This window comes from Mesorhizobium sp. M1E.F.Ca.ET.063.01.1.1, from assembly GCF_003998155.1.
Taxonomy (GTDB): Bacteria; Pseudomonadota; Alphaproteobacteria; order Rhizobiales; family Rhizobiaceae; genus Mesorhizobium.
This window is the reverse complement of record NZ_RZSC01000007.1, coordinates 1-13531: the sequence shown is the minus strand read 5'-3', so window position 1 is coordinate 13531 and position 13531 is coordinate 1. Positions and strand designations below refer to the sequence as shown.

Below are 13531 nucleotides of genomic sequence, written 5' to 3'. Positions count from 1 at the left end.
AAGACAGGTGGTCGGTGCGGATGACAGTCAACCTGGCGCCACTTTAGTGCATAAGTTTTTGCGCCTGGAGTTCAGTACTACCCAATGACCGCATACGTAGAAGCCGTATCGGACCTCCGACCGAAGATGCGGCGCGCCATCATCATGGTCCAGGACCTCGTAATGGTCCTGGTCGCCGTAGCGCTCAGCCTTGTCCTGTCGCAGTCGCGGCTTTCGTTCGACGCGTTCTCCTATGGCGGGCTGGCCTGCTGGGCGGTCATCGTGCTCATCGCCCATCTGCTGTTTCGGTACTGCGGCCTCTACAACACCGTCTGGCGCTTCGCCTCCACACCCGATTTCTTCAACATCCTGAAGGGTTGCGGCAGTCTGACGGTGGTCCTCTATTTGGCCGCGGTCGCCTTCCGCTCCTTCTTTCAGCCCGTCTCCGGTCTCAACGAACGCCAGTTCATCGTCTTTTTCCTGGTCTCCTTCACCATCATTTCGGCGCCTAGGCTTTACTATCGGTTCCTGCGCGACGGCGCGAGCTGGCGCATCCTGCGCCGCGCTCCCGGCGACGCGCCGATCAAGCAGGCGCTGTTCATCGGCCGACTGAGCGAGGCCGACGTGATCGTCCGCTTCACCCGCACCGCCGTGCCGGCCGAGTATGCCATCGCAGGCATCATGGCGACCGAGGCCGACGCGCCGCTCGGCACGCAGATCCAGGGCGTTCCCGTGGTGGCGGTGCGCCCGCGTCTGGTCGAGGTGCTGGAGGACTATGTCAGGGGCACGGAAAGCCTCGACCTCCTGATTTTCGGCAACGGCGCCGAGCGCGAGATCGAGGACTATGCCGAACTGGTGCGAGTCGCCCGCCATAGCGGCATCGCCGTCGTCCAGTTCTCCGGTCTGTCGGAGCTGGGGCAGGGCGGCAAGCTGGTTCTCGATGCCGTCGAGATGGAAACCATCATGCGCCGTTCGGCCGTGGCCACCGACACCAAGCGCATCGGCGCCTTCGTCGGCGGCAAGCGCGTGCTGGTCACGGGCGGCGCCGGCTCCATCGGCCGCATCCTGGTCAAGCGCGCGCTGGAGCTCGGCGCCGAGGCGGTACTGGTGGCCGACAATTCCGAGTTCGGCATTTTCCAGCTCGATCAACTGATCGGCGAAAAGGACCGCGACCGGCTGACAAGCCGCATCGTCGACGTCACCGACCGGCCTCACATGATGCGCCTCGTCAGCGAGTTCAAACCCTCGATCGTCTTCCATGCGGCGGCGCTGAAACACGTGCCGCTGCTGGAGGAGAACTGGGAAGCGGCGATCGAGACGAATATTTTCGGCACGCTCGCCTGCGCCGAGGTCGCCGCCAAATGCGGGGTGCCGCAGTTCCTGCTGATTTCCAGCGACAAGGCCGTCGACCCGACTTCGGTGCTCGGCGTCACCAAGCGGACGGCCGAACAGATCGTCTCCTCGCTACATGAAACTCATGCCGAGCCGCCCGATCGACATATAGGCGCGGTGAACGGCCATCACTCAGGCGTCCCGGGCACCAAATTCATCGCCGTGCGTTTCGGCAATGTCTTTGGCTCCAATGGCTCGGTGGCGACCATCTTCCAGGCGCAGATCGCGGCCGGCGGCCCGGTCACCATCACCGATCGGCGCATGACCCGCTATTTCATGACGGTGGCCGAGGCTGTCGATCTCGTCATCATGTCGGCCGCCGATGCCGGGCAACGCCATGGCAGGGAGGACTACGCCATCTATATGCTCGACATGGGCAAGCCCGTGCCGATCCTCGAAGTCGCCGAAACCATGATCCGCATGGCCGGCAAAAACCCTTACACCGACATTCCCATCCGCTTTACCGGCATCAGGCCCGGCGAGAAGCTGCACGAGACCCTGCACGGCGAGAACGAAGAGGTGGTCAAGCTCGATACCGCCAAGATCTTTGGCCTCAGGACCGACGTTGTGGAATGGCCGAGGATCGAGGCCACGCTGGCGGCACTGCGAGCCGCGATGCGGGATCGGGACAAGGCGGCCGCGCTTGCCATCCTGGCGGGGCTGTACCGGGCGGAGGAAAGCACCGGCGGCATGCCCGAGCAGGCAGTGTCGGAAATAGCCGGACAGATCGGTTAGACCTGTGCTTTGTGCCTGCGATTGGCTATTGAAGCCTGCCCGAACGCACAGCAATTGAACGGTCCACGATTGAATGGTTCTGAAGCCGTGACCAGACAGGATCAGCGCGTGGCCGTTCTCATGGGCACGAAGGATGGCGCGGCATTCATCGGCGAGCAATTGCAATCCCTGCTCGCGCAATCCTGGCCTCTCATCGATCTCTGGGTTTCCGACGACGGCTCGACGGATGCCACGACCACGATCGTCGAGGCGTGGCTGGCGCGCTGGAACAAGGGCCGGCTGACGCTGGTCGACGGCCCGCAAAAAGGCTTCGCCGCCAATTTCCGCTCGATGATCGTCGATCCGCGCATCGATGCCGACTACTATGCCTTTTGCGATCAGGACGATGTCTGGGAGCCGGACCGGCTGGAGAGCGCCATCCGCTGGATGGAGGCGGAGGACGCAAAAACGCCGCTCCTGTTCTGCTCGCGCACGGCGACCATATCGGAGACCGGCGTCCCGGCCGGCTATTCGCCGCTGTTTAAGCGCCCGCCCTCGTTCCGCAACGCGCTGGTGCAAAGCATCGCCGGGGGCAACACCATGCTGTTCAACCGAGCGGCGCGCGACCTTCTGGCGAAGGCCTCCGCGAGGACCGATTTCGTCAGCCACGACTGGTGGGCCTATCTCATCGTCACCGCCGCAGGCGGCAAGGTGCGCTACGAGCCGCGGCCGCTGGTCAGGTACCGGCAGCACGGGGCAAACCTCGTCGGCGCCAATGTCTCGTGGAGGGCGAGGTTTTCGAGGCTCGGGCGTCTGTTCCAGGGTCAGTTCGCGACCTGGACCGACAGCAATCTCACGGGGCTCGCCGTCAACCGCGACCTCATCACGCGCGATGCGGCGCTTTGCCTTCGCCTGTTCATCAGGGCGCGCAAGGGCAGTGCTCTCAGGCGCTTCAGCCTGCTCGGCAAAAGCGGCGTCTACCGGCAGACCCTCATGGGCACGCTCGGGCTCTACCTCGCCTTTCTTTGGCGCAGGATCTGAGCCGTGACGGCAAAGCAGGCTTTCGACCTGATTATCGCGGCCGCAATGCTGGCGGTGACGTCGCCTATCGTGCTGGTCGCCATATTGGCTATCCGGGCCACATCGCCTGGCCCCGCCATCTTTTCGCAGCGCCGCGTCGGGCAGCAGGGCGCTCTCTTTGCCTGCCATAAGCTGCGCACGATGCATCGGGATACGCCTTCCTTGCCCACTCATGAGGCGCCGGCCGGTTCGGTCACCGCGGTCGGTAAAGTGCTGCGCCGGACCAAGATCGACGAGCTGCCGCAGCTCTGGAACGTGCTGAAAGGCGAGATGAGCCTTGTCGGCCCCCGTCCATGCCTGCCGACGCAGGCGGAGCTGATCGGATACCGGCAGCGGTTGGGCGTGTTGGCGGCGCTTCCGGGCATTACCGGGCTGGCGCAGATCAAGGGCATCGACATGTCCGACCCAAAACTCTGCGCCGAGACCGACGCCGCCTATCTGAAGGCGGCTTCGATCGGCCTAGATCTGCGCATATTGGTGGGCACGTTCTACCGTGCTTGAGAGGTCCGACGCGCCAGGTCGCGAAGCCGGTCGACGGTATCGGTTTCCGGCGTCCAGCCTTCCGATGCCAGCAGCGACGGATCGCAGATCTGCGTCGCGGTCAGGGCTCGCCAAGAAGCCTGCTTGCCAAGCAGCATCGCCGCCAGCCTGAGCGGCAGGGCCGGCACGGGAAGAAGGCGCGGCGGACGGTTGAAGCCCTGCCGGAACGCGGAGATGATTTCGGACATCGCAACAGGGGAAGCGTTGCCCGCGACATAGGCCGAGCGAAGCGGTCCCGGATGGCTCAGAAGGTGCAGCACTGCGTCCGCGGCCGTCTCGGACGAGATCAGCGAACGCAAACCTGCCAGAGCGCCGGCCGGCAGCGGCAGGGCGGTGTCGGCAAGCCGCATCAGCGCCGCCATATTCCCCTTCATGCCCTCGCCATAGACAGGCGACAGGCGCAGCGCCGTGGCGTCCGTGCGTCCTACCGATGCGTAAGCGTTGAGCATCATGATCTCGCCTTCCCGTTTGGAACGGCCATAGGCGCATTGCGGGGCAGGGGGCGTCGCCTCATTGATCGTACCGCTGAAGGCGGGACCGGCCACGGCGCGGATCGAGGAAAGGTAGATGAAGCGCCCGCTCGCACATGCGGCTGCCGCCTTGGCCAGCCGCCCGGGCAGCGTCGCATTGGCGGCCCGGTAGCCGGCTTCGCCGGCGTCGCGGTCGTTGTTGAGCGCCGCGCAGTGGACGACGTGGGTCACATCGCGCATCAGTGCCAGGAAGGCGTCGTCCGGCGCATCGGCGCCGGGCAGCAGAACGGCATCGTCTGCGGCCGGCAGCCTTTCCGGCCGGCGCGAAGCGACCCGTACATCAAATCCGGCCTCTTGCAGCCAGCCGACGACCCGCTGCCCGATGAAGCCAGTCGCGCCGGTGACCAGAACCTTCATGATCGCTGGCCGGCGGCCGATCGGGCGGCAGTCGCGCTCTTGCCGGTCGGCGGTACCGTTCGTCCACAAGCCAGGTAGGTCCCCGAAACCAGGAACACCATCAGCGTCGCGTCAAGGATGTCGTGGCCGACCAGAATGCCGGTCAGTCCGCCAAGGAGATAGGTGATGACCGTGACGATGATCATCGTTGCGCCGAATCGTTGCGTCGGGTCGGCGCTGCGGCGCAGCGTCCCTGCCGCATTCCAGGCGGCAACGACGAAGATAGCGGCCAGCGCGAGAGCCCCCAACAAACCGGCCTGCACCACTGCGGTCAGAAAGCCGTTGTGATAATGATTGTAACCTGCGTCCATGCCGAATTGATCATGAAAACCCTGTTTCATCAGCACCCGGCTGCCGCTAATGCCATGCCCGAAAATCGGAGCATCGTGAAACGCCTTCGCGCCGATCTCCCACATACCCACCCGCAGTCCGAGCGCCGTCGTATGGTCGTTCCTGGTATTCAGCGCATTCAGGTCGCTGAAAAGGAAGTCAGCGCGATCCATGATAACGGGGAAGCCGATGGCCGCGACCACCAGGCAGGCCGCGCCCGCGATCAGCGCCAGACGCGTCAGATTGGCGCTGGTGACCCTGCGGCGATTGATCAAAAGAATGACGATAGCGGCGAGCGGCATGGCCAGCCAGACGATACGCGAGCCCGAGTAGAGGATGGCAGCCGTTCCGGCGAGCGCGGCGACGGCCAAGAGCTTCCAGCCCTTTTCGATCCCCGAAAGAGTGCCCGCAAGGCATATCATCACGGCAAGGCAGGTCACTGTCGCGAACACGATCGCATTTCCGGCGCCGCCTTCGGCCCTGGTGCCGATCCAGTAATACTGGATGATGGCGAGCAGCAGCGCACCGAAACATGCCGCGGCGCTCGCCAGCACCACGATACGGACAAGCACGGTCTTATCCGTGATGCTCCAGGTCGAATAGGAGATCGGAAAAAAGAGGAAGGTGATCAGCGGCAGGAATAGCCGCAGATCCGCCGCCAGCAAGCCGTTGACGATTGAAGCCAGCACGATGGCCGCGCAATAGGCATAGATTGCGACCGTCATGGCAAGCATCGGCCGGTCAATGTTGAACTGCCGACGCCTGAGAGCGAGCAGGAATAGGGACCAGAGCGCGCCGCCATTGAAGACGAAGCTCACCAGCGATCCCAGGACGGGCGGCGAGAAGAAGCAGACGATCGAGAAGTAGATATTGATCTGTGTCGGCGTGAGGTGGCGCCGGAGCGATGTAAACGGGTTCAATGCCTTCGCAATCTTCCGGTTGTACGCGAACCGGTGGTGGCGGGCGAACATCTGCCCTCAACCCGGTTCTGTCGCGTCTCGCCCCGTTTCCCGCGTCGGTATAGCGGCTGGCTCCGCTCTCTGATAGGGCGACCGAAGCATGTCCAGTTAAAAATCGCCGGTACGGGTGAAAGACCTTGGAGGTCCGGCCTGCCTGATCAAGGCAATAGCTTTTTCATCGCCCTTTAACTGATCGGTCTGTTTGGCAGGATTTTCCGCTTAATAGGGCTCACTTGGAAAATTCATTCGCGAACCATGCCGCTCGGCGCGCGTCTTGCATTGTTATGCGCAACGCCGATCTGCTAAAACGCCCGCGACAAGTGTCCAGGGCTTGACGGGCTGTTTGAGGGGAAACCGCGCCAATCGCCTGCTGCAAGGTTCTGGCCGGTACGAAAGAACGCTCGAAAAGTCCATGAACATCGCGCTCACGCATCTGCAGCGGCTCGAAGCCGAATCTATCCACATCTTCCGTGAGGTCGCGGCCTCTTTCTCCAAGCCGGTGATGCTCTATTCGGTCGGCAAGGATTCCTCGGTGCTGATGCATCTGGCGATGAAGGCATTCTATCCCGCCAAACCGCCTTTCCCGTTCCTGCATGTCGATACGACCTGGAAGTTCCGCGAGATGATCGCCTTTCGCGATCAGATGGCGCAGAAGCTCGGCTTCGACCTGCTCGTCCACGTCAATGAAGACGGCGTGCGCGACAACATCAATCCCTTCGATCATGGCTCCAACACCCACACCCATGTGATGAAGACAGTGGCGCTGCGCCAGGCGCTCGACAAATACGGTTTCGACGCGGCCTTCGGCGGCGCCCGCCGCGACGAGGAGAAGTCGCGCGCCAAGGAGCGCATCTTCTCCTTCCGCAACGCCCAGCACGCCTGGGATCCGAAAAACCAGCGGCCGGAAATGTGGAAGATCTTCAACACCCGCATCGCGCCGGGCGAGTCGATTCGCGTCTTTCCGCTGTCGAACTGGACCGAGCTCGACATCTGGCAGTACATTTTGCAGGAAAACATCCCGATCGTGCCGCTTTACTTTGCCAAGGAGCGGCCGGTCGTCGAACGCGACGGCATGCTCATCCTGAAGGACGACGATCGCATGCAGTTGCGTCCCGGCGAGACGGCCGAGAACCGTCTCGTGCGCTTCCGCACGCTGGGCTGCTATCCGCTGACAGGGGCCATCGAATCGGAAGCGGATACGCTGGAAGCCATCGTCGGCGAGATGCTGACCGCCCGCACGTCCGAGCGCCAGGGCCGCCTCATCGATCGCGACGAGGCCGGCTCCATGGAAAAGAAGAAGCGCGAGGGGTATTTCTGAGCATGCGCCACATCATGGCCAAGAGCCTCGCCCCCACCGACTCGATCCGCGACTACATGGCCGCGCAGGAAAAGAAGTCGCTGCTGCGCTTCCTCACCTGCGGCTCGGTCGACGACGGCAAGTCGACGTTGATCGGCCGGCTGCTCTCCGACACCAAGCAGATATTCGAGGATCAGCTCGCGGCGCTCGAGCGCGATTCGCGCAAGCACGGCACCACTGGCGACGACGTCGACTTCGCGCTGCTCGTCGATGGGCTGGAGGCGGAACGCGAGCAGGGCATCACCATCGATGTCGCCTATCGCTTCTTCGCCACGCCGAAGCGCAAGTTCATCGTCGCCGACACGCCTGGCCACGAGCAGTACACGCGCAACATGGCGACCGGCGCCTCGACCGCCGATCTCGCCATCGTGCTCATCGATGCCCGCCAGGGCGTGCTGCGCCAGACCAGGCGCCATTCCATCATCGCCTCGCTGCTCGGCATCCGGCATATCGTGCTTGCCGTCAATAAGATCGACCTCGTCGGCTTCGACAAGGCCGTGTTCGACCAGATCGTGGCGGACTACAGCGAGTTTTCGCAGAACTTGGGCTTTACCAGCATCGTGCCGATCCCGATGTCGGCGCGTTTTGGCGACAACGTCACCAGTGGCTCGGAGCGCACGCCCTGGTACTCCGGGCCGTCGCTGATCGAGCATCTGGAAACCGTGTCGGTCGACGAGGCCGCCGTCGAATTGCCGTTCCGTTTCCCGGTCCAATATGTGAACCGTCCCAACCTCGATTTCCGCGGCTTTGCCGGCACCATAGCCTCGGGCACGGTTTCGCAAGGCGATGAGGTGGTCGTCGCCAAGTCGGGCAGGGCCTCTCGCGTCAAGCGCATCGTCGCGTATGGCGGCGATCTCGAACAGGCGGTTGCCGGCCAGGCCATCACGCTCGTCCTCGACGACGAGGTCGAGGTGTCGCGCGGCAACATGTTGGTGTCGCCGGCAGCTAGACCGCAGGTCGCCGACCAGTTCACCGCCAACATCGTCTGGTTCGACGAGCAGGCGCTGCTGCCTGGCCGCTCCTACATTTTGCGTACCGAGACCGACCAGGTGAGCGCGACCGTCACCGATCTGAAGTACCGGGTCAACGTCAACGATTTTGCGCATGAGGCGGCGAAATCGCTCGAGATCAACGGGGTCGGTGTCTGCAACATCTCGACGCGGGCGCCGATCGCTTTCGATCCTTTTGCTGAGAACCGCACGACCGGCGCTTTCATCCTGATCGACCGCATCACAAACGCCACCGTCGGCGCCGGCATGATCCTGCATTCGCTGCGTCGCGCCGAGAACATCCACTGGCAGTCGCTCGATGTCGGCAAGCGCGGCCGCAGCGACCTGAAGAACCAGCGCCCGGCGGTGTTCTGGTTCACCGGTCTGTCCGGCTCGGGCAAGTCGACCATCGCCAACCTGTTCGAGAAGAAGCTGTTCGCATCCGGCCGCCACACTTATATCCTCGACGGCGACAATGTCCGCCACGGCCTCAACCGCGACCTCGGGTTCACCGACGCCGATCGAGTGGAGAATATCCGCCGTGTCGCCGAGGTGGCGAAGCTGATGGCCGATGCCGGGCTGATCGTCATCGTCTCCTTCATCTCGCCCTTCAGCGCGGAGCGGCGCATGGCACGCGAATTGATGGCCGAGGGCGAGTTCGTCGAGGTGTTCGTCGACACGCCGTTCGAGGAATGCGCCCGGCGCGATCCGAAGGGGCTTTATGCGCGAGCACTGAGCGGCGAGATCAAGAATTTCACCGGCGTCGATTCTCCTTACGAGGCACCGGAGAACCCCGAAATCCATCTCGAGACTCTGGGCAGGACGCCTGAGGAGATGGCTGAAGCCCTGGAACACTGGCTGACTGAGCGCGACATTGCCCAAGAGCAGTATGACAATGGCGGCGGTATCTGACGACGAGGCTATGCTCGGCGTGTTCGAGCGCCTGGCGCTGGACGCCGGGCGCGAAGTGATGCGCGTTTTCCACGAAGGCTGCGCGGTTGACAGCAAGGTGGACAACTCGCCAGTGACGGAAGCCGATCGCGAAAGCGAGAAGATCATCCTGGCCGGCCTGCGCGCCGCTTACCCGGAGATCCCTTGCGTGGCCGAGGAGGAGGTTGCGGCTGGCGTCGCCACGCCCGACCTCGATGGCGCCTTCTTCCTGGTCGATCCGCTCGACGGCACCAAGGAATTCGTCAATCGCCGCACCGATTTCACCGTCAACATCGCGCTGGTGCGCCATGGCGTGCCGGAAGTCGGCGTCGTCTTCGCGCCCTGCACGGGACGGTTTTTCTCGGGCCGGCCTGGCAAGGCGGAGACGCTGGAGATCGACGGTGATTTCCACATCGTCGGCCGCCAGCCGATTTCCGTGCGCGAAGGGCGTGCCCCGCTCGCCGTCGTCGCCAGCCGCTCGCACAACACGCCGGAGACGGATGCCTTCATCCGCGATCTTGGCGCCGCCGAGATCGTCTCGGTTGGTTCGTCGCTGAAATTCTGCCTCGTCGCCGCCGCCGAAGCCGATGTCTACCCGCGCTTCGGCCGCACCATGGAATGGGACACGGCGGCGGGCGATGCGGTGCTGCGCGCCGGCGGCGGCATGACGCGCACACTGGACGGCCAGCCGCTCGTCTATGGCAAGCGCAACCAGGCGAGCGACACCGATTTCGCCAATCCGCATTTCATTGCCAGCGGCAAAGTCGCCACGCCAAGCTGATCATGATAGCGACTGCGAAGTCGTACCGCTTGGGTCTCCGTCGTCGCCTGCTCTGTATGATGCGGTCATTGATGCGTACTGAGGAGGGCGATATGAGAACCACACTGGCGATCGATGACGACGTCCTGATCGCGGCCAAGGCGATGGCCCGGCAGCAGGATCGCAGCGTCGGCGAGATCATCACCGATCTCGCCCGGCGCTCGCTGCGCCGCCCGCAAGCCGGCGGCGAGCGCAACGGGATTCCTCTGCTGTCGCCTCGGCCGGATGCACCTCCTGTCACGCTTGAGACGGTCAATGCCTTGCGTGAGGAGCTGCCATGACCTTGCTGCTCGATGTCAATTTGCTGATCGCGCTGATCGATCCTGGCCATGTTGCCCATGACGACGCGCATGGCTGGTTCGAAGTGACCGGTAACGCGGCATGGGCTACCTGATCCAATCACCGAAAACGGCGTCCTCCGCTTGCGCAAATCGTTACCAAGTTGCGAGCCCTGCATGGGCACAGTTTCTGGCCCGACGATGTGAGTCTGGTTGGCTCCGACGATATCGATGCGGCGAAAATCCAGACCTCAGCACAGGTCACCGATACCTATCTTCTTGCGCTCGCCAAGCGTGCGGCGGCCAACTTTACGAGCTTTGACCGCAAGTTGTCGGCGGCGGCCGTGAAGGGCGGGAAGTCTGCACTGCACCTGATTCCCACAAGGTAGACCGCCGAGCCCTTTCTGTCAGTATTACACCTCGGCAAAGGATCAGCCATTGAGCGCGTCCTTGATAGCTTTTGCAGGTGTGAACGCAGCGACCTGCGCCCGACCAAGACGGCATCCCCAAAGAGCTCGATGAAGCCGCCTTTGTCGACGGCGCCAGTCCATAGAACGTGATTACCGGTCTTGCCGCCCTGTCGCCCCGGCCTCGCGGTCACGTTGATCCTGACCTGGGTTTTTGCCTGGAATGAATACCTCCTCGCGGCCACGCTGACGAACGTCAATGCGCCTACCCCGAGAACCGGCCCTGTCGGAATACGTCACAACAACCGGGACAGTCTGGGGCATCATCGCGCTGGGACCGCGATCGGCCTACTGCTGGAGGGATACCGCCGAGATCGTGATCTCGCCCATGAGGCTCCTTAGGCCGCCGCGACGTGCGCCGAGTTCGAGCCGATATAGTTGCGGATCGTCTCGATGATGCGGTCCAGGTCGGCTTCGCTGAGATAGGCGTGCATCGGCAGGCAGAGGATCTGTTTCGGCAGCTTTTCCGAGACGACGAGGCCGGTCGGTGTGCGCGGATAGTCGCGATAGGCGACCTGCTCGTGCAACGGCTTCACATAGTAGATGACCGACGGGATGCCCTTTTCGCCGAGATGGACCTTCAGCCCGTCGCGCTTCGGCGTCTCGATGGCGTATTGAGCCCAGGCCGAGCGGCCGTGGCCCAGATTGCGCGATGCTTTCACGATGTCGCCGAGACCTTTGGCGTAGCGGTCTGCGACCGCCTGCCTTGCCACCATCTCTTCCTCGAGGATGGCGAGCTTCTCGATCAGGATCGCCGCCTGCAGCGTGTCGAGGCGCGAATTGATGCCGACGCGAACGTTGTCGTACTGCGTCTCACCTTTGCCGTGAAAGGCGAAGGATCTGAGCTTGTCGGCCAGCGCGGCATCATTTGTGAACATCGCGCCGCCGTCGCCATAGCAGCCGAGGGGCTTGGCCGGATAAAAGCTGGTCGAGCCGACATGGCCGAAGGCGCCGCACATGGTGCCGTCGGCCGAGCCGCCCATCGACTGGGCGGCGTCCTCGATCACCAGCAGGTTCTCGCGCTTGGCTATCGCCATGATCGCTTCATAGTCGGCGGCAAGGCCGAACAGATCGACCGGGATGATCGCCTTCGGCTTCAGCCGGCCTTCCTTCTTGATCATGTCGATCGCAGCCTCGAGGCTGGCGATGTCGATGTTGTAGGTATCTGGGTTGACGTCGACAAAGACGGGTTCGGCCTTGGCGAGCGCCACCACTTCGGCCGTCGCGGCGAAGGTGAAGCTCGGCACGAACACCGCATCACCTGGACCGATGCCGGCGGCAAACAGCGGCAGCAGCAGCGCATCGGTACCGTTGGCGCAGGCCACGACATGCTTGACGCCGACATAAGCCGCGAGCTTGTTCTCGAATTCGGCGACCTGAGGCCCGAGGATATAGCGGCCATCCTCGACGACACGGTCGATCGCGGCCTTCAGCCGGTCGCGGATTCGTTCGCGCTGCGCGCCAAGATCGATGAACTGCATGTCGGCCTCGATGGCTTCAAACCTGTTGGATCCTACTCTACGCGTCGGGATGGACGCGCATCGCTCCAATCAATAAATCGGCCCGCTGGTACCAGACTTGGCGCGGCTGAAAAAGCCGGCCACGGCCGAGGCGAATTGCGCAAGTGTCGCAGCCTGTTACCGTCTTTTGTCGGCGCATTGCCCGAGGAAGCCGGAAAATCCGGGCTTCAAGCGGCATTTTCAGCGCCATTTATCTCGCTGTTCCGGCCTTTGGAAACATAAAGTGATCGCCGGGCAGGGGTCTCCGGCTGGGTCTGGGACAGGCAATCAGGCGATTTCGTGCCGCCAGGGCGGGTTGGCGCCGGCCCGCGACACGGTCACTGCGGCTGCCTTCGAGCCGAGTTCCAACGCTTTGCGGATCGCGTCCTCGGGCAGGCTGCCGATCGCCGCCTTGGTGAGCAGGCCCTGCTCATGCAGTGAGGCGAGGATGCCGGCATTGAAGGTGTCGCCTGCGCCAACCGTGTCGACCACCTTCACCTTCTGCGGCACGACCGTGACCTTGTGCTCCTTGCTGTAGCCGACCGCGCCTTCACTGCCATGGGTAACGACGATCAGGCTGGGGCCGCGATCCAGCCAGTTGCGCACGACGTCCTCATGCGAGCCCGCCTCGTCGAACCAGTTGAGGTCCTCGTCTGATAGTTTGACGATGTCGGCCATCGCCATCATCTCGCGGATGCGTCTGAGATGCTTGGCCTTGTCCGGGATGAAATTCGGCCGGATGTTGGGGTCGAGCATCATCACCCGACTCCGGTGCTCGCGCCGCATGAACTCCTCATAGGCCGATCCCGCGGGCTCCGAGATCAGGCTGATGGCGCCGAACAGCATCGCCTCGATCTCGGCGCCCAGCTTCGGCAGGTCCTCGACGGTAAGCATGCGCCCGGCGGTGTTCTCGTCGTAGAATGTGTAGGTCGCCTGGCCGTTGGTGAGCCGCACGAAGGCAAGCGTTGTCGGTCTCGCCGAGGTGTGCGCGTAGGTGGAACTCACCTTGCTTGCTCCGAGCGCCTCGCGGAACTGGCCGCCGAACAGGTCGGAAGAGAGGCCGGAAAAGAAGCCTGCCGGGGCGCCCAGGCGTCCGAGCGCGATCGCCGTGTTGAACACGGCGCCGCCGACATAAGGCGCGAAGGCCGCTTCGCCTTCCGTCGTGGTGCGCGGCAGCATGTCGATCAGGGCTTCGCCACAGCAGAGGATCATTGCGTTTTTGTCTCCGGCGGATGGATCACGCCCTTGCGGATGATGATGTTGGCGTAGAG

General features: G+C 63.4%; 11 protein-coding genes and 2 pseudogenes. 9 read left to right on the top strand and 4 right to left on the bottom strand.

Going from position 1 to position 13531, the window contains the following annotated elements:
* Nucleotides 1-84: 84 nt before the first annotated feature.
* The 3 genes from EOA29_RS01865 to EOA29_RS01855 all read left to right on the top strand — a co-directional run bounded on the left by EOA29_RS01865 (nucleotide 85) and on the right by EOA29_RS01855 (nucleotide 3666).
* Complete coding sequence (locus EOA29_RS01865) at nucleotides 85-2106, top strand: nucleoside-diphosphate sugar epimerase/dehydratase (protein ID WP_189434487.1); 2022 nt, start codon at nucleotides 85-87, stop codon at nucleotides 2104-2106.
* A gap of 108 nt (nucleotides 2107-2214) precedes the next feature.
* Complete coding sequence (locus EOA29_RS01860; RefSeq protein ID WP_245468352.1) at nucleotides 2215-3126, top strand: glycosyltransferase family 2 protein; 912 nt, start codon at nucleotides 2215-2217, stop codon at nucleotides 3124-3126.
* Nucleotides 3127-3171: 45 nt separating this feature from the next.
* Nucleotides 3172-3666: a sugar transferase gene (locus EOA29_RS01855; RefSeq protein WP_127220134.1), complete on the top strand. Its 495-nt coding sequence runs from the start codon at nucleotides 3172-3174 to the stop codon at nucleotides 3664-3666.
* Here EOA29_RS01855 and EOA29_RS01850 read toward each other — a convergent pair.
* Together EOA29_RS01850 and EOA29_RS01845 are read right to left on the bottom strand one after the other, a co-directional pair.
* Nucleotides 3654-4592: an NAD-dependent epimerase/dehydratase family protein gene (locus EOA29_RS01850; protein ID WP_127220119.1), complete on the bottom strand. Its 939-nt coding sequence runs from the start codon at nucleotides 4590-4592 to the stop codon at nucleotides 3654-3656. The two genes, EOA29_RS01855 and EOA29_RS01850, sit on opposite strands and share 13 nt — an antisense overlap.
* A complete protein-coding gene (locus EOA29_RS01845; RefSeq protein WP_127220118.1) occupies nucleotides 4589-5881 on the bottom strand; it encodes an O-antigen ligase family protein in 1293 nt (430 codons plus the stop codon). Before EOA29_RS01845 ends, EOA29_RS01850 begins: the two co-directional genes overlap by 4 nt.
* Before the next feature lie 451 nt (nucleotides 5882-6332).
* Here EOA29_RS01845 and cysD point away from each other — a divergent pair, with 451 nt between their 5' ends.
* The 6 genes and pseudogenes from cysD to EOA29_RS42715 all read left to right on the top strand — a co-directional run.
* A complete protein-coding gene (gene cysD, locus EOA29_RS01840) occupies nucleotides 6333-7238 on the top strand; it encodes a sulfate adenylyltransferase subunit CysD (RefSeq protein ID WP_127220117.1) in 906 nt (301 codons plus the stop codon).
* Nucleotides 7239-7240: 2 nt separating this feature from the next.
* On the top strand, nucleotides 7241-9178 hold the full coding sequence (cysN, locus tag EOA29_RS01835; RefSeq protein ID WP_189478789.1) for a sulfate adenylyltransferase subunit CysN: 1938 nt from the start codon (nucleotides 7241-7243) through the stop codon (nucleotides 9176-9178).
* Nucleotides 9179-9188: 10 nt separating this feature from the next.
* Nucleotides 9189-9977: a 3'(2'),5'-bisphosphate nucleotidase CysQ gene (gene cysQ / locus EOA29_RS01830; protein WP_189478792.1), complete on the top strand. Its 789-nt coding sequence runs from the start codon at nucleotides 9189-9191 to the stop codon at nucleotides 9975-9977.
* 92 nt (nucleotides 9978-10069) lie between these two features.
* Nucleotides 10070-10297 carry a CopG family transcriptional regulator gene (locus tag EOA29_RS01825; protein ID WP_127220115.1) on the top strand — a complete coding sequence of 76 codons (228 nt, stop codon included), beginning with the start codon at nucleotides 10070-10072 and terminating at the stop codon, nucleotides 10295-10297.
* Nucleotides 10294-10683, top strand: a pseudogene (locus EOA29_RS01820) (VapC toxin family PIN domain ribonuclease). The gene EOA29_RS01825 and the pseudogene EOA29_RS01820 overlap by 4 nt, the downstream one beginning before the upstream one ends.
* Nucleotides 10684-10790: 107 nt before the next feature.
* A pseudogene (locus EOA29_RS42715) lies at nucleotides 10791-11032 on the top strand (ABC transporter permease subunit); the annotation flags it as partial.
* Nucleotides 11033-11099: 67 nt separating this feature from the next.
* Here the strand turns inward: EOA29_RS42715 and EOA29_RS01810 are convergent.
* The gene (locus EOA29_RS01810; RefSeq protein WP_127220114.1) at nucleotides 11100-12242 is read right to left on the bottom strand and encodes a DegT/DnrJ/EryC1/StrS aminotransferase family protein; all 1143 of its coding nucleotides are present in this window, start codon (nucleotides 12240-12242) and stop codon (nucleotides 11100-11102) included.
* A 306-nt stretch (nucleotides 12243-12548) separates the two neighbouring features.
* Complete coding sequence (locus EOA29_RS01805; RefSeq protein WP_127220113.1) at nucleotides 12549-13472, bottom strand: carbohydrate kinase; 924 nt, start codon at nucleotides 13470-13472, stop codon at nucleotides 12549-12551.
* Nucleotides 13473-13531: the final 59 nt, after the last annotated feature.